The sequence below is a fragment of the Paenibacillus sp. FSL H8-0122 genome (assembly GCF_038005345.1).
GTDB lineage: Bacteria > Bacillota > Bacilli > Paenibacillales > Paenibacillaceae > Paenibacillus_AQ.
In genome coordinates, this window is record NZ_JBBOTB010000001.1 from 5,515,352 (window position 1) to 5,537,215 (window position 21,864).

Sequence of the window (21,864 nt, forward strand, 5' to 3'; positions counted from 1 at the left end):
TTACTATTAAAATTATAGTAACTTAATATTAATAAGTAATTTGCAGCTTTTATATAACAACCCAAGTTATATAAGAAACACTAAAGAAATTAACAAAAAGCAAAAAGAAGCGGAGGGGAAATTTGGAACTGGAGGAGCGTTAGCGACCGCCTTTGTATTTGGATTTCTACCGCGAAGAGCGGTTCTAATCAGGAAATCCTAATACAACAGCGGCCGAAAGTCCAAATGTTCACCGCAGTGACGACCTAGCTTCGAGTTCAACTCTTAAGTGTGTCTTATATAACAACCAAACTTCAGGAGGTATTCCCATGAGTTTAACATTAAAAGGACTTCACCATGTATCTGCCATTACCGCCAAAGCGCCGGAAAACTATAAATTCTATACAGAAGTGCTGGGGCTCCGCTTGATCAAGAAGACCGTCAACCAGGATGACGTATCTGTCTACCACCTGTTCTACGGGGATGAGACCGGGAATCCCGGCACGGAGCTTACCTTCTTCGAGCTGCCTAACGCCGGGCGTAACCGTGATGGCAACAACAGCATCTCCGCGCTCTCCCTGCGCGTTCCCGGAGATGATGCCCTGCTCTTCTGGACACAGCGCTTCACGGTGCTCGGCGTAGAGCATGAAGAAATCACCGAACGCGGCGGCCGCAAGACACTGGCCTTCACCGACCATGAGGGCCAGCGCCTCATCCTCGTCTCAGATGAGCATAACGAGGGCATGCCCGGCGGTAAGCCCTGGGCCAAGAGCCCGGTACCTGCCGAGTATGCCATAGTCGGGCTGGGACCGGCACATCTGACCGTCGAGACTGCTGAGCATACGGCCCTGATTCTGGAGGACCTGCTCGGCTTCCGCCGTGCAGGCAGTTATCCTTCTCCAGTCGCGGGCCAGCCGGATATTATCGTGTTCGAGACTGGCGAAGGCGGCTCTGGTACGGAGATCCATCTGGAGGAACGCAGCGATCTTCCGCAGGAGCGCCTGGGACGGGGCGGCGTGCATCATGTAGCCTTCCGCGTCGATAATGAAGAGGAGCTGAAGCAGTGGATTGAACGCATCCGCAGCGTACAGCTCCCGAACTCAGGTTTTGTGGACCGCTTCTACTTCCGCTCCCTGTATTTCCGGGAGCCGAATGGTATTCTGTTCGAGCTGGCAACGGACGGACCGGGATTCGCGACGGATGAAGAGGTTGAGCATCTGGGCGAGGCGCTGGCCCTTCCTCCGTTCCTGGAAGCAAAGCGCGAACAGATTGAGGCCCACCTGAAGCCGCTGGATACCCGCCCGCAAGTCTGATCATATTCCCTTGGTGAATTAGCCTTGGCGAATTGCACATGAAGAAACTCCGGCTGACTTACAAGCCGGAGTTTCTTTTGAGTTGGCCAAGCCTGCATAACAGCTTAGGCTTACCGGCTCAGATCAGCTCTCCGACCAGGTGATCGTGAAGAGGTTGAAGCCCGGCCGGGCCGTGGAGGCTTTACCTGTAATGGATACAGGGCTTGTCCCGCCGAGTCTGCCCGTAATTTTGACATTGCTGGCTGATACCGACTCCGAGGCATTATCCAGATTTTTAATCCGTGCATATTCACTGTACACGAAGCCCATGATCTCCAGTGTCTCCTGCGTGGAATACGTGAACGCCACCTTCTTCTGGCCGTTAGCATCTGTATCCAGCGTGATCGCAATCAGGGCGTCCTGGGGAATCGGAAAATCCTTAGGCAGATTAACCGGTCTGGCCGTTCCCTCCACTACTGGAGCAGGAGTTGTATTCACCCCGCCGGTAGAGGTTCCCGGAGCAGGAGTCGGCGCAGGAATATCCGCGCTGCCGGCACCAATTCTCACTTTATAGTTAACCGAGTCATAATTGATAGGCACCTTCAGCACCGTGGCGATCGACTGGACCGGCAGGTAGGTGAGACCTTCGTAGGTGATCGGAGTCAGGGTTTTGCCATTGCCATCCTTCATCCAAAAAGGATTACCATCCACCACAATACCCAGGCTATGGTTCAGATAAGCCTTAATCTGCTGCAGCTTGGTGCCCGCATACACCCCTGCCGAGCCTGTTACCGTCATGCCGGTGACCACCGCGGCAATCAGCCATTTTTTTCTCATAATATCCTCTCCCGTATGTTGTTGTTAAAAAAGTAGAAACTTTGCATCCCTATATATTTAACACGGAAGCGAAACTTTCAACCTGCCTGCCGCCGTTTATTCCGCTTACGCGCGGTTCACAATCTCCACCAGCTCGTCCAGACTGCCGATTTCATAGGTAGGAAGGATCTCAGGATCACCGGGCTTGCCCAGCGGATTGAACCAGCATGTATCGATGCCGTAATTGTTCCCGCCCCGGATATCCGAGGTCAGGGAGTCCCCGACGATCAGCACCTTGCGTCTATCGGACAGCTTAAGCTTAGCAAAAGCATAATCAAAAATCCCCGTCTCCGGCTTCTGGTAACCGGCCTCCTCTGAGATGATAATCTCCTCGAACACCTCGCTTAGCGGAGAACCCTTGATCCTCGCCTGCTGTACATGCTTGAAGCCATTAGTGATAATAGCCAGCCTGCATCCCGCCAGCTCTCCGCAGATCTCTACCGCCCCTTGAATCAGGAAGGTGCCTTCCCCCAGAAAACGCAAATATGCTTCACTGAATTCATCCGGCTTCAGGCTGAGCTGATGGGCGGCGAACAGCCGGTTGAACCGTTCCACCCGCAGGGCGGCAGCGGTAATCTGCCCTTGTTCAAGCTCCTTCCACAGTCCATGGTTAATTTCCTGGTAGCTGGCGGCATACTCCTGCGCGCCCGTCGGCAGCCCGAAGTGGGCGAAGGCATGGATCAAGGCATGACTCTCTGCCATTCCATAATCGAACAGCGTATCATCGGCATCAAATAAGATACATTCGTATTTCATCATTTCCTCCATCTCGCTTATGTAGTTCGACAACATACATCCTTCTGCGATATAATTTGGGATAGGCCTTAAAAAAATCAACGGGGTGATTGTCATTTTATACGGTTTAGCTTTTCTCGTGTCATTTTTTATCGTTTATCTGCTGATTCCTCCTCTGGGCAGGCTGGCTTTCCGGCTGGATTTCGTGGACAGGCCGAGGGAAGATGTTGAACGCAAAATCCATAGGGAGCCTATCCCGCTAACGGCAAGCTACGCTATATTCGTAGGTTTTTTCATTACATATCTGCTCTTCGCACGTGAATTCACCCTGGAGACGCTCGCCCTGTTCATTGGCGGTGTGCTTCTGCTGACTATAGGAACCATCGATGACTGGTACAAAACCAAAGGCAAGGATTTCCCGGCCCTGCCCAAATTCATCGTACAGATTGCCGCCGCGGTTCTGGTGTTCTTTTCCGGCAATGCGTTTACCGGCTTCATTAATCCGTTCTCAGGTGATTATATCTCACTGCCGTTCATTTTGCAGTTCCTGCTGACGATCATCTGGATCTTCGGCGTCACTACGGTCATTAATTTCTCGGACGGCATGGACGGTCTGGCCGGCGGACTTACAGCGATCTCGGCAGTTACCCTGTTCGTCGTCGCACTCACGATGGGCCAATCTACTTCTGCCTACATGGCAATTTCGCTGATCGGGGTTACGCTGGCGTACTTGCGCTTCAACAAGGCTCCGGCCAAAATCTTCATGGGCGATGCCGGCGCCACCTTCCTCGGCTTCATTCTGGCGGTGATTGCGCTGGACGGCGCCTTCAAGCAGGCCACGGTGTTGTCGCTGTTCATTCCGATTCTCGCGCTGGGCGTACCGATCTTCGACAATATTTTTGTCGTCATCAGACGCTTCCTGAAGGGACAAGCCATCTATCAGGCGGACGCCAGTCAGGTTCATTACCGTCTGCTCAAGGCTGGTCTGAACCAGAGACAGGTGGTCGGCGTGCTCTATCTGGCCAGCGTTTGCCTCTCCCTGTCGTCCATCATCCTGCTGCTGATCCAGACGTAGGCAGGCTGCTATTTATTAAAAGGGCTGTTCCCAAAAGTCATGAAATGGCTGATGGGGGCGGCCTTTTTAATTTTTCGAGCAGGATCAGCGTGGGCCCTGCCTGATTACATGGGAGAACCTTTTACTTTTGAGCAGGATCAACGCGGGCACTTGGGTGGACGCTCCGCGAACGGAACGTTGCTACAATCGCTGTTGTCTCCAGATTTTATTTATTTCCCTAATCGGTAAAAATCCGGAGACAAAGGCGACCGCTATCGCTTTTCCGCATTCGTTCCGTCCTCTCCGCTGTTTAAGCGGGATGCGATTTAAAACCACAAACCCGATACTACACACCCTTTCGCCCTCGCGTCAGCTCATGCGTTAGGTTTTTCGCATACATTCAGGCCACACGCCTGCGCGCCAGCAAATGTATGCTGTTTTTCGCATACATTCGGGACACACGCCTGCGCACCAGCACAATGTATGCTGTTTTCCGCATACATTCGGAACACACGCCTGCGCGCCAGCAAATGTATGCTGTTTTCCGCATACATCAGGCCCGCGCACCCCCATCTGTACCGATTGTAATCGGTTTTTCGCATACATCGATTCCACGCAACTATATGACGCGTTTCTACGGCCTTAAGGCTCCTGCTCCTCCGTGAAGTCACGCAGCTGCGAGTAGATTCCGATGATCTCCGGCATCGGCATGCGGACCAGACCGCTGGATGACGGGGCGACGAACTCGCGGACTCCGTCCACCACGGGAGCAATACCTTCCTGGAAGCCCCAGGAGGCTGTAGTTCTGCGGCTGAACTCTGTATATACGCCCTTGCCGACAAAGCAGGCAATCTCCGGGCGGTATTCCTCCAGCTTGGCCCGCAGAAGCTCGCGGCCCTTGGCGTACTCCTCCCGGGTGATATCTTCAGCGCCTACGGTGGGGCGGGCGACGATGTTGGTGAACCCGTACCCCAGCTTCAGCAGTTCCCCGTCCTCGGAAGCCTCGTATAACCGCGGCGTCAGCCCGGACTTATGCAGGATGCGCCAGAAATTATTGCGCGGATTGGCATAATGATGCCCCAGCTCCCCGGAGCGGATGCTGGGGTTGAACCCGATGAAAACAATCTGGAGTCCGTGATCCAGATGATCCCGTACCTCTTCCATGTTCGTTCCTCCTTACACTGGCCGCATTATTTTGCAGACCCTAATCTAATATACCCATGCTTTGGACTCAGGTACACCTGAAGCCGAAGCAGAGGACCTCACTCGCACCGGCTTTACGCTGCAACACAGAAATCCCCCCGCACAGGATATAGATCCGTTAACGGGGGGAACAGGATTGCCGGGTTACTGCAATATAACAAACCTATTTAGGAAGAAGCGCCTTGAGCGCAGGAGACATCTCCTGCTCCTCCAGGGAAATGTAATTAATCATTCCATCCTTATACTCTATTCTTACCACAACCCTTCCCTCCACGCCGGTGAAATTGCGCCGCTGCTCCAGAATGCCGTTGATAAGCGCCTTGTCAGTGACTGTGACCGACCGTTTCTCTTTGCGCGCTAATTCGAAGCGGGTATCGGGATTATTTCTCAGCCCGTAAGTCAGCTGGCTGTGATTAATATCCCTGAACATCTCGGCGGATACGACATCCGCTGCAGTAATTTTAATTTTTGCGGCATAGCCTTTCTGTTCCAGCCAAGCCCCCAGCTCCTGATAGGAGGGGAACCAGTCATAGTAATAATTGACGCTGTTTCCGTATTGATCCGGCTTAAGTCTAACACGGATAGAAGCCCGTGTCCGCTGATCCGAAAACTGATCCTCGTAGGACATATTCAGTATTTCCCGAGTTAGAATATCCTTGAACTCCTGAACCTCCTGCGGGTCGGAAATCGTGACCGCCTTGTTCAGGTTGCCGAGCCAGATGCTCTCCACATTCTCATTCATGCGAAACGCCTGATAGCGCTCGCGCTTATAATCCGCATGCTCCATAACCGCCTTCAGCTCCGGCTCAAAGCCTGTCCGCGGAACGAAATACGTCCGCTGCAGCGTCCTGCCGTTCTTCAACTGATAAGACAGCGTAAAGCTCACCCGTGAAAGGTAGCCGTTGTTCCACTCATTTTTCTGCTGTTCCGGCCTCGCCGTGACGACAGCCCGATGCAGTGCGGTTACCGCTTCGATATACTTAGGGTCTTTGGACCGGATATCATCGACCAGGACTTTTGAGTTCTCAGCACCCTGCGGCGGCTGTGTTAATTGCTCATAATTGCCTCCGGCGAATACTGCAGCCACCTTATCACTCGCCGGAACCCGGTTCTCATATCCGGTTAAGCCGGATACAGGAACATAGAGCAGCAGACCCAGCAGCACAAAGTACACAGCGAATTCAATTGGCAGCCTGCGGGTCAGAATATGCCAGCTTTTGCGGAGTACCATCTCTGCAGCAAGATAGCCGATCAGCCCTCCAGCCAGGACGCTGCCGATAATCCAGCCTGCCCCCTGCTTGTCGCCGCCAATATAGGCAAGAGCCACAAGCATACTGCACAGCATCACTCCCGCTTTGAACAGCGGATCGAAGTAAGTGAAGGCTACCGCATGTCCGGTCTTCTCACTGTGACGTTTAGGGTACAGAACGAAGCACAGCGCCAGGAACACAACGGATAGAATGGCATATATCCACAGCTCCGTATGGCTGAAAGTCTTATAGGACATATCCATAATCCGCAGAATTGGTGACCAGTCGTTATTCGAAAGACTTGTCAGTCCGGACCCGTTTAAGTAACCATACAGATAACGGTTCAGATGTAAATTGATAAATTCCAGAAGAGCCGACGGCAGCAGCAGCAGAATGAAGACCACCACACCCTGCAGAATGGTCTGTCCCGTACATATCCCGACAAACATAGTGAACGCGAACAGGAACAGGGTCAGCACCGTAAGGGTCAGGCACCACTCCCAGACCTCCGCTCCGTGATAGATGTACATATTGCCCTTCAGGGGGCGGACGAGAGCCGTAACCGCAGCAGTGACCCACACCGGAGGCAGCAGCAGTAGCAGACCGCTAAGCATATGGGAAGACAGCAGATTCGAGCGGCGCAGCGGGAGGCTGTGCATCAGATCGGAGGAGCCTTTGGACTGCAGATAACGGGACAGGAACAATCCGGCGATCACCGGAAAAGCAAGCAAAAAGGGTGCGATATCAGGCCCCAGATTGAACAGGTTATCAGGCTTCACAGACTCCGCATTAGGATCACCGTTCATGAACATCTGCAGTGGAAGCTGAAACAATAGCACCAGTGTATACAAAATTCCGATCCAGCCATACTGGCGCAGGTTCTGGCGGATAATGCTGCTGTTACAGAATAATCGGCTGCGCGTCATAACCGGCATCCCCCATTTCATAGATAAAGATTTCCTCCAGCGTCAGCGGAAGCTGGTCATACACATACGGGTCATAGACATGAAAAGCTTGGCTGATGCGTTCCCGCTCCCCTTTTACAATGTATAGGCTGACGCTTCCCCGCTGCTCCTGATGGAGAATCTGCAGCTTGGATTCCAGCGCCGCCGCATGACGTACGTCACGGAAAGCGACCTGAATCTTGTGCGTGTCGGCCTTCAGATCATCCAGATCCTTCTCCACAAGCATCCTTCCCTCATGCATAATGCCGACATGGTCGCACAGATCCTCAATCTCCCGCAGATTATGCGAGGAGATCAGCACGGTAAGCTCGCGTTCAGCGACTTCCTGGAACAGGAGATTCTTGATCTGGCGGCGCATCACCGGGTCCAGGCCGTCGATCGGCTCGTCCATAATCAGCGCATCCGGCTTGCAGCTAAGCGCCAGCAGGAAGGCGGCCTGCCGTTGCATCCCTTTGGAGAAGCGGCTGAGCCTGCGCCGGGGATCGAGCCGGAACACTGTAACCAGCTCCTCATACCTTTTTTGACTCCACTGTGTATAGATTGAGCGGTAGAATTCCGCCATACTCTTCATTGTGGCCTGCGGGAAGAAATAAGGGCTGTCCGGCATGAAGAACAGACTGCGCTTCACCTCAGGTGATTCATAGACGGGCTGCCCGCCTACCTTGACACTTCCTGTATCCGGGCGATAGATGCCTGCAAGCATCTTAAGAAGCGTGGTTTTGCCTGCTCCGTTCGATCCCAGCAATCCGTAGATGGCCCCTTTGGGTACCGTCAGCGAGAGGCCGTTCACAGCCTTTTCCTCCTGAAAAATCTTGTTCACACCGCGTATCTCAATCATGGCTGCTCTCCTCTCTTCTCATATCCAGCGCCTGGCGGTACAAGGAACTGATCTCTGTCTCCGTGAACCCAAGGTAGACTGCTTCTGCCATCAGCCGCAGCAGCTCCTCCTTCAGCTCTGCCCGTTTGCGCTCACTCTGGCCCTGCTGCAACTCGGCTACGAAGTTGCCCTTGCCCTGCAGTGAATAGATATACCCCTCACGCTCCAGTTCCCTATAGGCCTTCTGGATCGTATTGGGATTCAGGGTAAGCTGCGAGGATAACGCCCGCACCGAAGGCAGCTGTTCATCCGCCCGCAGAATACCATGCATAATCAACTCCTTCACCTTGTCGGTCAGCTGCTCATAGATCGGCTTGCGGCTGCGTACATCCAACTCGAACATGACAGTCCTCCTTTCATCTGATACTCCGGCTGCTGTATCATAGTGTATTAACTGTACTACTATTATTAATACAGTTGAGGAATGATGTCAATCATTAACTTTTACTTTGTCTAGTTTCAGCGCAAAAAAAGAGCAAGCCTGCGGGAACAGATTGTCTCCCGGGCTTGCTCTTTGCTGTTGCTATAAGCAGTAATCAGCGTTTATCCTTCCAGAAATTGAGCGGCTCCATATCCTTCGTAATGAGCTTGAAGGTATAGCCTTCCTTCTTCAGCTTCTCCAGAATACGCGGCAGCACCTTGAGTGTAGCCTTCTGGTCATGCATCAGAATCACCGGATTGGTCTTGGACGCCTTCAGCTTATTCACCTGATCCATCACGGTGTTATAGATTCTGTCGCTGTTCTGTTTGTATTTCCAGTCATAGGAATCCACGTTCCAGTCCCAGAGATGATAGCCCTGAGTCAGGACTTTATCGCGGAAGGACTTGGTGAAATAGGGCTTACTTCCGTAAGGCGTACGGATCAAGGTGGTGCTGGTTCCCGTCAGCTTCTTCAGCGTCGCATTGGCCCCTGACATCTCGGCAAGCGCCGCTGAAGGGGAGGCATAGAACTTCTCCTGGCGGTGGGTTACGCCGTGCAGCGCTAAGCCATGGCCTTCCTTCGCCGTCCGCTTCACCTGGGCGGGGTGCTGGTTCATGTTGTTCCCCAGCATGAAGAAGGTTGCCTGTACGTCATATTTACGCAGGATGTCCAGCAGGTCGCCAGTCGTGGCTGACGGGCCGTCGTCAAAGGTCAGATACACGGTCCGGCCAGGCTTGCCCGGCTCCGTGGGCTGAACCGGAGTGACTGGAGTTACCGGAGCCACTGGAGCCTTAGGCTTCAGCTCTGCAGCATATTTATCGGTGAAGGCTGCATCGGTAAGCTGCGCCGAGCCGTCCTTCACACGAAGTAAATATTTATCTCCCGCATAGGAAATGCTATACCCGAGGTACCCGCTGAGCTTCAGCGGAGCCATGAGTTTGCCGTCCTGTACGAAAGTGCTCATAGGCACGGCAGTCCCATCCTTCAGCACCGCACCTCCGTCCTTGCTCAGCAGGGTCAGCGAACCTGTCCCGCCGGCTACGTGAATCCCGTCCGTCAGGCCGGTAAGGGTCCATTTCAGCTCATCCGCAAGCGCGCGCAGCGGTACATAATAGGTGCCTTTTACGGATACAGCTTCAACCTTGCTTAATTTATCGTTGACTCCGAGTTTAAGAATAGTGCTATCACCTTTAGCGTCAGCCGGGACCTGCACAAGCCCCATAATTAGGAATAAAGACATGAATAAAAGCAGAATTTTCTTGATGCGCACAGCAGCAGTCTCCAATCTATGTATATTTGTCTATCACTTTATCATATATACTTTCAACGTAATTTGAGAGATTGTAACCGCAAGCTAAGAATTTGTTACTCTTATGCAATGATAAATGAGGGGTCGCCATTATTTTCAGAAAGCAAGCAATTCTCGTCGAATGCTGTCACAGCAGGCGTTACACGGTTAAAACAGCGGTTTTTGGCACAGAATAATTGTGACAAAATTAATAACAATATCGGAATTTTGAACAAAAATTGAACAACCTTAAAATTAGCTAAAGTGCGCCACTACAGTGATCTTTATCATACCCTTAGGGAGTTGTAACAATTTGATCACACATATTTAACTTGTTCGCCATTTTTAAGGTCTATTTTATATATTTATACAAAATATGTATTTTGCATTATGGGTAAGTAGTTCTTACTATAGATACAGATCAATGTACTCCCGTTAATGAACGGCGAATGAAAAGTAGTATTGAAGGAAGGAGTTCTATATGAAAAAAAAGGGACCGTTATACGCTTTGTTTCTAAGCCTGATCCTTCTCCTGCCGGGATGCAGCTCAATCGCTGTTCTGAACCCGAAGGGGCCGTCTGCAAGGACGTTATCTGACACCATTGTGCTCTCTATTCTTGTTATGCTCGGGGTTCTGGCTGTTGTCTACATTCTGTATATCTTTGTACTGGTGAAATATCGTGCGAAGAAGAGTAATGAGGGCTACATTCCTAAACATGAAGAAGGCAATGTGGTACTTGAGGCCATCTGGATCATTATCCCGATCATTATCGTAGCCTTCTTGTCCGTTGTTACCGTCAAGACGACTAACGAAGTGGAGAATGTAGCTGCGGACTATCAAGATCAGACTCCTCTGGTCATCTATGCTTCCTCGTCCAACTGGAAATGGCATTTCAGCTACCCTGAGGAAGGGATCGAGACGGTCAACTACGTGAATATGCCGGTGCATCGTGCGGTAGAATTCAGAATGTACTCGTTCGGCACCATTACCAGTCTCTGGATTCCACAGCTTGCCGGTCAAAAGTACGCCATGAGCGACATGCTGACAACGCTTCATCTCTCCGCTGATACGGAAGGCTCTTATATCGGAAAGAATGCTAACTTCAGCGGTAAAGGCTTCGCCCACATGGAATTCGAAGCGCTTGTACTTAGTAACAAGGGTTACGAGGACTGGGTGAAGGAAGTGAAGGAAACCGCACCTAAGCTGACTGAGGAAGAATTCAAAGGCCTGCTGGCCACGGATTACCTCGGACGCAAAACGTATTCCTCCACCCATCTGGAGTTCAGCCCTCCTCCGGGAAATCACGGAGATCATATGAGCGGCGGCGGCAAAGAGATGGATATGGACAACGGCAATCCGGAGCATCAGGATAACAAGGAAATTCATCCGTCTCCCGAGCCGTCCAGCGGAACGGAATTCGACAGCAAGCCTGATCCGGAAGTCGATCAGCCGCTGCCAAGCTCCCCTGTGGATGAAAGCACACATGAAGGACACTAGCTCTCTGAAGAGCTTAATGCAACACACTGAAAGGAGCTACCCTAATGGATTTGGACAAATTTAAGGTTCACGGCGAACCCTTGATATACGGAGCCATGATCAGTATTGCACTGGCAACCATCGGGATTCTCGTAGGGCTTACCTATTTCAAGAAATGGGGCTATCTGTGGCGTGAATGGCTGACCACGGTTGACCACAAAAAAATCGGGATCATGTACATCCTTGCGGCGCTGCTGATGCTGTTCCGCGGCGGTGTAGATGCGATGATGATGCGTCTGCAGACGGCTGCGCCGGAAATGAAATTCCTCGATGCGCAGCACTACAATGAGGTCTTCACCACCCATGGTCTGATCATGATTCTCTTCATGGCCATGCCTTTTATCATCGGTCTGATGAACGTAATCATTCCGCTGCAGATCGGCGCACGGGACGTTGCCTTCCCGCGGCTGAACGCCGTCAGCTTCTGGCTCTTCTTCATGGGCGCCATGCTGCTGAACATTTCCTTCGTCATCGGCGGCTCGCCGGATGCGGGCTGGTCAGCCTACTTCCCGCTGGCGAGTCTTGAATTCAGCCCGACCGTAGGGAACAACTACTACTCTCTGGCCCTGCAAATATCCGGTATTGGTACGCTGATCACCGGGGTTAACTTTATCGTAACGATTCTCAAAATGCGCGCACCAGGCATGACGCTGATGAAGATGCCGATGTTCACCTGGTCCGTACTCATCACCAACGTTATCATTGTCTTCGCCTTCCCGGTTCTTACCGTAGCGCTGGCGATGATGATGTTCGACCGCCTCTTCGGCTCCCAGTTCTTCACGATGGCCAACGGCGGGATGGATATGCTCTGGGCCAACCTGTTCTGGGTCTGGGGACATCCGGAGGTCTATATCGTTATACTGCCGGCCTTCGGGATATACAGTGAGATTATCGCCACCTTCTCGAAGAAGAACCTGTACGGATATACCTCCATGGTATTCAGTATGCTGATCATCTCGCTCCTGTCCTTCCTTGTATGGGCGCACCATTTCTATACGATGGGTCAAGGGGCCATGGTCAACAGCTTCTTCTCTATTACAACGATGGCCATAGCGGTCCCAACCGGGGTCAAAATATTCAACTGGCTATTCACCCTGCGAAAGGGCAGGATTACCTTCACGACACCGATGCTCTATACGCTCGCCTTTATCCCGATCTTTACGATCGGCGGGGTAACGGGCGTCATGCTGGCAATGGCCAGCGCCGATTACCAGTATCACAATACGATGTTCCTGGTGGCGCATTTCCACTACGTCCTGATTCCGGGTGCCGTATTTGCCGTCATCGCCGGGTTCCACTATTGGTTCCCTAAAGTGTTCGGCTTCCGCCTGAACGAACGGCTGGGCAAGCATGCCTTCTGGTGGATCATCATTTCCTTTAACGTAACCTTCTTCCCGCTGTTCTTCCTGGGTCTCATGGGAATGACGCGGCGTATGTATACGTACTCTGAGGAATCAGGCTTCGGTCCGCTCAATATGCTGAGCTTCGTCGGGGCTGTCGGGCTCGCCATCGGCTTCGTGATCCTGGTCTACAATATCTACTGGAGTACACGCTACATGCCGAGAGATACGACCAACGACCCTTGGGATGGCCGGACGCTCGAATGGGCGACACACAGCCCGATCCCGCTCTACAACTTTGCGGTTGTGCCTAAGGTTGAGACGCGCGATGCTCTATGGTCTGCGAAGCATGAGAATATTCCATTGTATACAGACACTAAATACACCAAGATTCATATGCCAAGCAATACCGGCAAACCGTTCATATTGGGTGTAGTCTTCTTCTTCCTAGGCTTCTTCCTGGTCTTCAGCATGTGGATTCCGGCGATCGTCTCAGGGATTGGAATTCTGGTCGTACTGGCCTTCATGTCCTTCGATAAGGACCAGGGCTACTATATTCCTGTAGAAGAGATTGCAGCTACAGAAAAGAAACTGATGCGGGGTGAGACTGTATGAAAATAGATGCGTCCAAGCCGCTCGAATATTCAACGGAAGAGAACAGTAACAAGATCTTCGGCTTCTGGGTCTTTCTCGGAGCCGAGATCCCTCTCTTCGCTACGCTGTTCACTGTATATTTCGTAATGGTTAACCGCTATGCCAGCGGACCGAGCGGCAGCGAGCTGTTCGAGATCGGCCCAGTGCTGATGGAGACCTTCCTCCTGCTGTCGAGCTCCTTCACCATCGGTCTGGCTGTCCATGCCATGCGACATGGCTACAAGAAAGCCATGATGGTCTTCATGGCGATTACGCTGGTGATGGGTCTGGCTTTTGTCGGTATCGAAATCGACGAGTTCTTCACTTATGTACATGAAGGAGCTACCCTGCAGACCAGCGGCTTCCTCTCCAGTCTGTTCATACTGCTGGGAACGCATGGTCTTCACGTCAGCTTCGGTCTGCTGTGGGGAATTGGCATTATGATTCAGCTGTGGAAGCGCGGCATTACGCCCGCTACCGCCAACAAAACGTTCATCTTCTCCTTGTTCTGGCACTTCTTAGACGTGGTCTGGATCTTTATCTTCAGCTTCGTCTACCTGAAAGGACTGATGTGACATGATGAAGCAACTATTCCCAATTAAGCATGTGATGGGTTATGTAGCCTCTCTGGTCCTCTCTGCCGCTGCACTGATTGTAATTTACGGAGACCTGTCCTCCAGTGCCAATATGGTGGTGCTGCTGGTTACAGCGCTGATCCAGGCCTCCTTGCAGCTGTTTGTGTTCATGCACATCGGAGAATCGGCCGATTCCAAAAAAGAACTGTATATCAACATCGCATACGCCATGTTCGTGGCTCTGGTCACCATCTTCGGCACCCTGTTCATCTTCGTATGGGGCTGGTATGCTTAGTATGTAAGAAGCAAAGGAGCGTTATGCTCCTTCTAGCAATCTATAAAAAAAGCGGTCCGTATCCGGTAGATTTACCGGTACGGACCGCTTTTTTGATTAATACTTCAACTGGACTATACTGCTGCTGCTCCCGCTGTCATCCCGCTCTGTATACGCAAGCTGCTTGCCCGAGGGGCTCCATGAGGTGGTCATCGTCCCGTTGCTCTCCGCAATCTGGACGGACTTGTCAGAAGACAGATCGTAGACATATAAGGTATGATTCGTTGTACCATTCTCCTCAAGAGCTACACTATAGGCAATCAGCCGCTGATCCGGGGACCAGGAGACGGCCCCAAGCTCGGTGCCTTCCACCAGGATCCGCGGATTCTTACCGTCTGTGCCGCTGAGCAGCAGCGACTGGGTCGTCTCCTTATATTGCAGGATCAGCATTTGTTCTTCGTCAGGTGAAGGGATTACGCTGCTGGTACCCTGAATATTCAAGTCAGCCTTCGCCTTAGTATTCAGGTCCAAGCTATGCAGGGAGTCCTTCGAATTACTGGTGTAATAGATCTTATCCTTGATTTGTCTTACAACAATCAGACCTTCCCCGCCTAGTCCCTCCACCGGGGCAATCTTCATTGAGGTAGCCGTCGCTGTATAAGCACCGCCGCTGTATGCAGGACCCACTACCGTATCCTTATCCGCCCAATCGGCCCCCATTGCTCCAGCAATGGTATCACCCTTAATGGTGAACGTCTTCTTGGACCCCAGGTCCATTACATTGTAGACTGGATCACCCAGGGAGAATTCACTATAGAGCAGAAACAACTGATCGGCGGACAGCTTGGCATCCCCCAGCATCATGTTCGCCTTCTCTGTAATCAATTCGTATTCGCCGGTATCCAGATGGAAGAAATACAGGCTCTGCGGATAGGAACCCTTCAGCTCTCCCGAGCTGATCGGCCCCAGCTTATCGTTCTGCTTGGACACGACAACGGTTCTATCGTCCTTCCAGTCGGAAATTGCTATTTTCTCATACTGTTTACTTTCCCCTACCGTTACCCCAGCAGCTTCAGCAGGTGCCGGTGTAACCTTTGGCCCTTCCGTAGGCTGGGCAGAAGCTTCTACAGGAGCCGCTGTTGGCTGTGGACTGGGGCTAACCGCCGGAGCACTGGCCTGATTCGAGCTACATGCTGCAAGTGTCATTAACAAGGCTGGAACTATCGCCAGCTTCCATGTTCGGGTGTTCATTATAGAGACCGCCTCCTTGGGGTTAATACTAATACGTTCAAAAGCCCGGCTCCGCCGAAGATGCCCGGGAATCTCCAGGGTTCCTCGGCCGAATCGGGCCGGGCTGATGTCTATTATACCGTTACAGCCGGAACCGGGCCAGATGCTTCTGCAGGTCCTCGGCCAGGGTAGCCAGATACTGCGCAGAGGAGGACATCTCTCCCATCGCAGTCAGCTGCTCCAGGCTTGCTTCACTGGTGCCCTGAACGTCTGCGGCGCCTTTGCGCGAGATTTCATTCACCGTCGACATGGATTTGGCCACTTCCTCCGATTCCTGCGCGACATGGCCGATGACCTCTGTAATCTGCTCTGTCTGCTCACTGGCAGCCTGAATGGAGGTCTGGATCGCCGTAAAGGCTTCGGATACCACTTCACTCTGCGCTACACCGTGAGAGACAATCCCGGAGCCCTGCTCCATCGATTCTACGGCACTGGCGGTCTGCTGACGGATATGGTTAATGATCTCTGTAATCTGCAGCGAGCTTGTTCCGGTAGCTTCCGCCAGCTTGCGGATCTCACCAGCAACTACAGCGAAGCCACGGCCATGCTCGCCCGCCCGGGCGGCTTCGATGGAAGCATTCAGGGACAACAGATTGGTCTGGGTCGCAATCTCATTAATGGTTGTAATAATGGTGTTAATCTCTTCGGACAGGCTGCCCAGGTTGCCGACAATCTGGCGGCTCGCCGAGACACTGGAGTCAATCTCCCGCATCTGGGCCAGAATCTGCCCTACTGCGTCTACACCGCGTTCCGTGGAGGAGGCAGCCTGCTCCATCAGGCGGGTCATTTCTTGTCCGCTATACCGGGCTTCGGCAATCTCATAGGACATCGTCCGCACAGACTGCGTAGTCAGGGTAATGCTCTCCGCCTGCACATCGAATCCGGCTGCGATCTCGCCTGAGGTCTCAGCAATCATCTGTGAGGCGTGCGCGGTCTGGTCGGCACTGGCGCTCATCTGCTGGGAGGAGGCCGAGAGAATCTCGGCGCTCTCCGAGACGCCGCGCATCATATTTTTCAACCCGTCCAGCATGGTATTGAACGATGTATTAATCTGGCCGATCTCATCCTTGGACCGGTAAGCGGCAGAGGCCGTCAGATCCCCCTCTTCCGCACGCTTCATCAGCCCCTGCAATTCCTTCAGCGGTCTCGTAATCAATCTGGTAATGATCACACTCAGGACAATACTGAGCAGCAAGGCCAGCGCAATCAGAATGCTGCTTAACGTAACAGAGCTCTTGGCACTGTCAGCCGTCCGTGTATTATGGGCAGACGCATCCTGAATGAATAACGTCGCTGTCTCTTCAAGCAGCCGGACCATTTTGTCACGCAGCTCATTAAAGGTCCGGCCCGTGTACACCTGATATCCTTCATCGTTAAGGTCGTTATCGGCCAGATGGATAATATTATCACGCTGTGAGCGGTAATCCGGCAGCAGCAGGGTATATTCGTTCACATAAGCTGCAATCTTGTCATTGTTGAATTCAATCTTCCTCAGTTCGGCCATCAGCTCATTATTCGTCTGGATATTCTCCTGAATTCTCGCCTTCAGCTCCTGCTTCTTCGCGTCATCCGTGGTAATCAGATCCTCCAGCAGAAAAGACTCAATCGCCCGGTTATTCCCGCGGATCTCCGTTACGAAATAAATCGGCTGCAGGTTCTGCCTGTATGTCTCTTCAGACCTCTCAGCCATTCTGGCTGTCGTCAGGATACCCGTTGTTCCGATCCCGATCAGCAGCAGGATAACCACTGCGATCAGTACAATCATTTTATGCTTAATCTTCAGATGTCTCATTTCCTGTTATCCCGCCTTCTCGATATCTAGCTGTAACCTTAATTATCGGAGAATAACATCGAATTGTTGATGGCCCTGCTAAGAAATTTGTCGAATAAAGGAGAAAAATATCATTTTAACAGAGCGATATCCCTTAATTATAATTCCATTCACTCTTGAAGCAAGCCATATTTCTTGCGGAATCTCTGCAGCACCTTGGTCCAGCCTCCGGCCAGCACCGCTAAGAAGAATACATTCGACAAGGCATGGGCCAGATCGAAGTAAAAGCTTGCGGCAAACGTAACGGCAACCAGCCGCCAGCTTAAGGCATCCGGCAGACTGAGAAGGACCCAGATATTCATAATCCAGCCGAACAGGAACCCCCAGATGAAGCCAAAAACCAGCAGCCCGGCTCTCCGGCGCAATAGCCAGCTCCTGCGCAGCCAACCGGCTGTAAGTCCGGTCATGCCCCAGGCAAACATCTGCCATGGCGTCCAGGGCCCCTGCCCGAAGTAAATATTAGAGACCAGGGCAGCGACTGCTCCGATGACGAAGCCCGCCTCTGCCCCGAAGACATAAGCGGAGAGGATGACAACGGCCGACACAGGCTTTACCCCCGGCAACGCAGCAAAAGGAATCCGGCTGACCGCTGCAATAGCGGACAACACAGCCAGCAGCACGAGTTCACGGGACTTGCGCGGCCGGCGCTCCAGACGGATGAACAGCGGCAGGAGAGCAGCCAGCAGCAGCACCACGCTAAGCAGCAAATAATGCCGGTCAGTGAAGGCTGCGGTAAGCGCAAGCCCGGCGGTGAAGAGTCCCAGGGCAATTAGCAGCGGAATGCGGAAGCGGGCCATGCGCGAATCACATCCTCTATGGTCAATGCCTGCGGCAGCCAGTCCCGCACTATCCGGTTGACTGCCGTGGTATAGAAGTAATTGCTGCTGAAGAACTCAGCCGGTGTGCCCTCTGCCGTAATTCCCCCGTCAAACAGGAGTGCGCAGCGCGAAGCATGCTTAGCCGCGAATTCTACATCATGCGTTACGATGAGAATGCTGATCCCCTGCCCGCGCAATTGCTGAAGCAGGGCGGCCAGCCTGTCTTTGGCGGCCGGATCAAGCCCCTTAGTCGGCTCATCCAGCAGCAGAATATCCGGTTTCATCAGCAGCATCATGGCAAGCGCGGTCTGCTGCTGCTGCCCGCCGCTGAGGTCATGCGGATGACTCTGCAGCACCTCCCGGAGCTGAAATACCGCCAGCAAAGCCTCAATCTCGCTTGCTGCTGCTTCAGGCGATAACCCGGCGTAGCTGCCCATATGCTGCAGCTCCTCGGCTACCGTATCATAGCTGAAATAGAGCAGCGGATTCTGCGCCAGCAGACCTGTAGTCATGCCCTTGGCCAGCTCTATCTTGCCGCGCTGCGGCTTCATCAGCCCGTTCAGCACATGCAGCAGTGTGGACTTGCCCGCACCGTTTCCGCCCATGACGGCCAGGAGCTCCCCCTGCTTAAGCGTCAGCGAGAGCTTCCTCAGGACCTCCCGGCCCTCCTTCTCATACCGGAAGGTCACTTCGCGGCAGGTGAGCATAGTCTTGGCGAAGGCAGCTTGGAGTTCCTCTGACGGGGATTTCACGGATACTCCGGCGGGGGGTGGAGGTGTATCCCCCTCTGGAACAGATTGTATGCGGGAAACGAGGGGAGTCATCCCTACCTCCCTATTCAAGTTATTAACCAGTTCAGCGCCAGCCTCCGTTCCTGTCATCAGAGAATGTATCCAGCGTCTGCCTTCACGCACGGTCAGCGGAATATTCTCCGGCGCAGCCGAATCCGCTCCCGGTGCGAGCGGCAAGTACAGGCGTGTGGCGGCTGGCAGGTAGCGCCCAGCCGAGGTCAAGGCTCCGCTGCCGGTCTGCCGGGCGAACAGGCGGGGGGCGGCATCGGCCAGCAGCTTGCCGTCTTCCAGCATCAGCACCCGATCGGCCAGCGGCAGCACCTCCTCCAGCCTGTGCTCGCTGATGATCACTGTGACCGCCATTTCCTCGTTCAGCCGCTGCAGCGCCATAATGAATTCCCGCGCAGCAACAGGATCAAGCTGGGAGGTTGGCTCATCCAGCAGCAGCACCTTCGGCTGAAGCAGCAGCACTGAGGCCAGGTTCATGAGCTGCTTTTGTCCGCCTGACAGCTCATGTACCGGACGGTAGAGCAGCGGCTCCAGCCCGAACAAGCCGCAGATCTCCGCCAGCCGGGTCCGCATGACAGCAGGCGGCAGCCCCAGGTTCTCCATGGAGAAGGCCAGCTCATGCCAGACCGTATCCATCACAATCTGTGCATCCGGGTTCTGGAAGACCATCCCGATCTCCCCGGCGGCTACCGCTGCCGGAAGCCCGGACAGAGGCTGCCCTTTGTAGGTCAAGGTTCCGCTGGATGAACCCACCGGGGCGAGCTCCCGCTTCAGATGGCGCAGCAGGGTGGTTTTGCCGCTGCCGGACGGGCCGCAGAGCACGACAAATTCACCCTCTTCTATGACGAACGATAGCTCATGGAGCGTGTCCCTGTGTTCTTCAGGGTATCGGAAGGATAATTGCTGTGCTTTGAGGATCTCCATAACCATTTCTCCTTTCCTTCCAGTCCCGCAGGAATCAGCACGAACAGGCAGAAGCTTCCGTACATGACGGCCTCCTGCCAGCCGAAGTCCGCTGGTCTCATCCGGGGATAGATCTCCAGCTTGCCGTAGCCCTGCACCCAGAACAGCAGCGTAACCACACCGCTAACGGTTAACAGCAGCATCACCAGCTTATCCTGTAAATCGGCCTTGTATATCGTGTAAGTGCTGCGTTTGGTGCTGCCGTAGCCGCGGGCTGTCATGGAATCTCCTGTCTGGAGTGCTTCCTCCAGCGACCAGGTCAGCAGCACTTTGAGCAGCGTCATTCCGTCCGTCATTCTTTTCTTAAGGCTTCCCGTACCGGTATCTATTCCGCGCAGACGCTGGATCAGTGTAATCTGGCGCAGCCGCCGCTGGAACAGCGGCACGAACCGGATCGCCATCAGCGTCAGCAGCGCCGTTCTAGGCGCAGCCGCCGCGAACAGATACATGAATTTATCTGTAGTCACCGTGTAATTATAGGATATAAACCAGATAAAAATAGTAAGCAGCATAGTCATCATCATCAGTCCGTACAGTACAGCTTCCAGTGTAATAGGCTGATCCAGCCAGTAGAACAGAATATGCGCTCCTCTATGCGAGAACAGCGGGTTCAGCAAGGCCACGGAAGCTGCCATCAGCAGCATAAAAGGCAAGCTGCGCACCAGCAGCCGCCCTTGTCCCTGCAACAGCAGCAGCGCCAGCAGTCCGGCTATCTCTGTAGCCAGAAATAACGGATGGAAGACCAGCAGAGCGAACAGCAGCAGCCCTGCATAATACAGCAGGGCTACTACCGGATGCATGGAACGGAAGCCGCTGCTCATGGCGCTTTGGCCCCCAGATCTTTGCCCAGATCAAGCGTATACAGCCACTCGATGGTATCCCCGGGCTCCACGATCCAGCTGCCCGCAGCCTTGGACGGAAATTCTCCATTGACCTTGTACATCCAGCCGCTCTCTGACCCGTGATCATTCTCGTACAAATTATCTATACCTTCCACGTAAGCAAATGTTGCGCGGCCCTGATATTCCATCTGGATCTTTTGCTCCCGCGTAATCCGCTTCAGCAGGTCCAGCACACTCTCGCCCTTCTTGATCTCATACTGGGCAGCGGCCAGAATCACGCCATGCTCCTCATCTCCGGTGATGGAGAGGGTGACCACATTGTCCGGCTTGGGCGTGGCGGCCGGAGAGCGCGTAGCGGCTGGCGGCTTAGCCGTGGCCGCTGGCGCGGGCTTGGGGGTCGGCGGCTTGGGGGTGGCCGCCGGCTTGGCGGGCTCACTCGCGCCCGCCGAAGGCTGCGTCGCCGCTGCGCCTGGCGACGCCGGGGACTTGGCGGGCTCGCTTGCGCCCGCCGAAGGCTGCGTCGCCGCTGCGGCTGGCGACGCCGGGGGCTTGGCGGGCTCGCTTGCGCCCGCCGAAGGCTGCGTCGCCGCTGCGGCTGGCGACGCCGGAGCTGCCGTACCTTCCGCAGGGGCGGAAGGTACGGCAGTGCCCTCAGCGGCTCCCGGCAGCGGAGCCGCTTCGTCTCCAGGCCGCGGCGTCTGCGCGGCCGGGGTACCGGCGGGCGGCTGCGTGACGCCGCCTGCCTGATCCGGCTGCGCTGAGGAGCAGCCGGGGAGCAGCAATACCATCAGCAGGAGAAGCAGCGGAGCCAGCCTTCCCCGGCCTCTTTTGACTAAATTGAACATTACCTGCACACCTCCACAAAAAGGGAAAAGAACGGGGGCAGTCAGCCTGTTCCCCGTTCCTTCATACACCTTATGCTTACTTTTCAACACATATCCAAACGAATTCCAAGCAAAGCCGTCCGTCAAACGAGCCTTTCAGCGCTTCGGCAACCCTATACGGCTCATCGGATCATCGG

Annotated in this window: 19 protein-coding genes; 6 read left to right on the forward strand and 13 right to left on the reverse strand. The window is 53.7% G+C overall.

What is annotated here, in order from left to right:
* Positions 1 to 308: 308 nt before the first annotated feature.
* Positions 309 to 1,292: a ring-cleaving dioxygenase gene (locus NSS64_RS23805; protein ID WP_341141743.1), complete on the forward strand. Its 984-nt coding sequence runs from the start codon at positions 309 to 311 to the stop codon at positions 1,290 to 1,292.
* 123 nt (positions 1,293 to 1,415) lie between these two features.
* On the opposite strand, the gene NSS64_RS23810 is transcribed toward NSS64_RS23805, so the two are convergent.
* Both NSS64_RS23810 and NSS64_RS23815 read right to left on the reverse strand, forming a co-directional pair.
* Positions 1,416 to 2,108, reverse strand: a complete 693-nt coding sequence (locus tag NSS64_RS23810; protein ID WP_341141744.1) for a hypothetical protein — start codon at positions 2,106 to 2,108, stop codon at positions 1,416 to 1,418.
* Between the two features lie 105 nt (positions 2,109 to 2,213).
* The gene (locus tag NSS64_RS23815; RefSeq protein WP_341142894.1) at positions 2,214 to 2,903 is read right to left on the reverse strand and encodes a YjjG family noncanonical pyrimidine nucleotidase; all 690 of its coding nucleotides are present in this window, start codon (positions 2,901 to 2,903) and stop codon (positions 2,214 to 2,216) included.
* Between the two features lie 94 nt (positions 2,904 to 2,997).
* Here NSS64_RS23815 and NSS64_RS23820 point away from each other — a divergent pair, with 94 nt between their 5' ends.
* Positions 2,998 to 3,957 carry an MraY family glycosyltransferase gene (locus NSS64_RS23820; RefSeq protein ID WP_445322055.1) on the forward strand — a complete coding sequence of 320 codons (960 nt, stop codon included), beginning with the start codon at positions 2,998 to 3,000 and terminating at the stop codon, positions 3,955 to 3,957.
* A gap of 621 nt (positions 3,958 to 4,578) precedes the next feature.
* On the opposite strand, the gene NSS64_RS23825 is transcribed toward NSS64_RS23820, so the two are convergent.
* From NSS64_RS23825 to NSS64_RS23845, 5 genes are all read right to left on the reverse strand, one after another.
* Positions 4,579 to 5,100: a mismatch-specific DNA-glycosylase gene (locus NSS64_RS23825; protein ID WP_341141745.1), complete on the reverse strand. Its 522-nt coding sequence runs from the start codon at positions 5,098 to 5,100 to the stop codon at positions 4,579 to 4,581.
* A 202-nt stretch (positions 5,101 to 5,302) separates the two neighbouring features.
* Positions 5,303 to 7,336, reverse strand: coding sequence for a DUF6449 domain-containing protein (locus NSS64_RS23830; RefSeq protein WP_341141746.1), 2,034 nt, complete (start codon positions 7,334 to 7,336; stop codon positions 5,303 to 5,305).
* Positions 7,290 to 8,192: an ABC transporter ATP-binding protein gene (locus tag NSS64_RS23835; RefSeq protein ID WP_341141747.1), complete on the reverse strand. Its 903-nt coding sequence runs from the start codon at positions 8,190 to 8,192 to the stop codon at positions 7,290 to 7,292. The genes NSS64_RS23830 and NSS64_RS23835 overlap by 47 nt, the downstream gene beginning before the upstream one ends.
* The gene (locus tag NSS64_RS23840) at positions 8,185 to 8,574 is read right to left on the reverse strand and encodes a GntR family transcriptional regulator (RefSeq protein WP_341141748.1); all 390 of its coding nucleotides are present in this window, start codon (positions 8,572 to 8,574) and stop codon (positions 8,185 to 8,187) included. Before NSS64_RS23840 ends, NSS64_RS23835 begins: the two co-directional genes overlap by 8 nt.
* Before the next feature lie 193 nt (positions 8,575 to 8,767).
* The gene (locus tag NSS64_RS23845) at positions 8,768 to 9,922 is read right to left on the reverse strand and encodes a polysaccharide deacetylase family protein (protein ID WP_340943915.1); all 1,155 of its coding nucleotides are present in this window, start codon (positions 9,920 to 9,922) and stop codon (positions 8,768 to 8,770) included.
* 499 nt (positions 9,923 to 10,421) lie between these two features.
* Between NSS64_RS23845 and qoxA the strand changes: the two genes are divergently transcribed.
* From qoxA to qoxD, 4 genes are read left to right on the forward strand one after another with little or no spacing between them, the layout of a single operon-like run.
* Positions 10,422 to 11,438: a cytochrome aa3 quinol oxidase subunit II gene (qoxA, locus tag NSS64_RS23850; protein ID WP_340943917.1), complete on the forward strand. Its 1,017-nt coding sequence runs from the start codon at positions 10,422 to 10,424 to the stop codon at positions 11,436 to 11,438.
* A 44-nt stretch (positions 11,439 to 11,482) separates the two neighbouring features.
* Complete coding sequence (qoxB, locus tag NSS64_RS23855; RefSeq protein ID WP_340943919.1) at positions 11,483 to 13,432, forward strand: cytochrome aa3 quinol oxidase subunit I; 1,950 nt, start codon at positions 11,483 to 11,485, stop codon at positions 13,430 to 13,432.
* Positions 13,429 to 14,025, forward strand: coding sequence for a cytochrome aa3 quinol oxidase subunit III (gene qoxC / locus NSS64_RS23860; protein ID WP_036693560.1), 597 nt, complete (start codon positions 13,429 to 13,431; stop codon positions 14,023 to 14,025). Before qoxB ends, qoxC begins: the two co-directional genes overlap by 4 nt.
* A gap of 1 nt (position 14,026) precedes the next feature.
* Entirely contained in the window at positions 14,027 to 14,320 is a 294-nt protein-coding gene (gene qoxD / locus NSS64_RS23865; protein ID WP_036731442.1) for a cytochrome aa3 quinol oxidase subunit IV, read from the forward strand.
* Positions 14,321 to 14,416: 96 nt separating this feature from the next.
* On the opposite strand, the gene NSS64_RS23870 is transcribed toward qoxD, so the two are convergent.
* The 6 genes from NSS64_RS23870 to NSS64_RS23895 all read right to left on the reverse strand — a co-directional run bounded on the left by NSS64_RS23870 (position 14,417) and on the right by NSS64_RS23895 (position 21,688).
* Positions 14,417 to 15,550, reverse strand: coding sequence for a TolB family protein (locus tag NSS64_RS23870; protein WP_341141749.1), 1,134 nt, complete (start codon positions 15,548 to 15,550; stop codon positions 14,417 to 14,419).
* Positions 15,551 to 15,671: 121 nt separating this feature from the next.
* Complete coding sequence (locus NSS64_RS23875; RefSeq protein ID WP_341141750.1) at positions 15,672 to 17,381, reverse strand: methyl-accepting chemotaxis protein; 1,710 nt, start codon at positions 17,379 to 17,381, stop codon at positions 15,672 to 15,674.
* 149 nt (positions 17,382 to 17,530) lie between these two features.
* Positions 17,531 to 18,217 (reverse strand): ECF transporter S component, encoded by a 687-nt coding sequence (locus NSS64_RS23880; RefSeq protein ID WP_341141751.1) that lies wholly within the window; start codon positions 18,215 to 18,217, stop codon positions 17,531 to 17,533.
* On the reverse strand, positions 18,190 to 19,962 hold the full coding sequence (locus tag NSS64_RS23885) for an ABC transporter ATP-binding protein (protein ID WP_341141752.1): 1,773 nt from the start codon (positions 19,960 to 19,962) through the stop codon (positions 18,190 to 18,192). The genes NSS64_RS23880 and NSS64_RS23885 overlap by 28 nt, the downstream gene beginning before the upstream one ends.
* Positions 19,878 to 20,822 carry an energy-coupling factor transporter transmembrane component T gene (locus tag NSS64_RS23890; protein ID WP_341141753.1) on the reverse strand — a complete coding sequence of 315 codons (945 nt, stop codon included), beginning with the start codon at positions 20,820 to 20,822 and terminating at the stop codon, positions 19,878 to 19,880. Before NSS64_RS23890 ends, NSS64_RS23885 begins: the two co-directional genes overlap by 85 nt.
* Complete coding sequence (locus NSS64_RS23895; RefSeq protein ID WP_341141754.1) at positions 20,819 to 21,688, reverse strand: DUF4430 domain-containing protein; 870 nt, start codon at positions 21,686 to 21,688, stop codon at positions 20,819 to 20,821. The genes NSS64_RS23890 and NSS64_RS23895 overlap by 4 nt, the downstream gene beginning before the upstream one ends.
* Positions 21,689 to 21,864 lie beyond the last annotated feature (176 nt).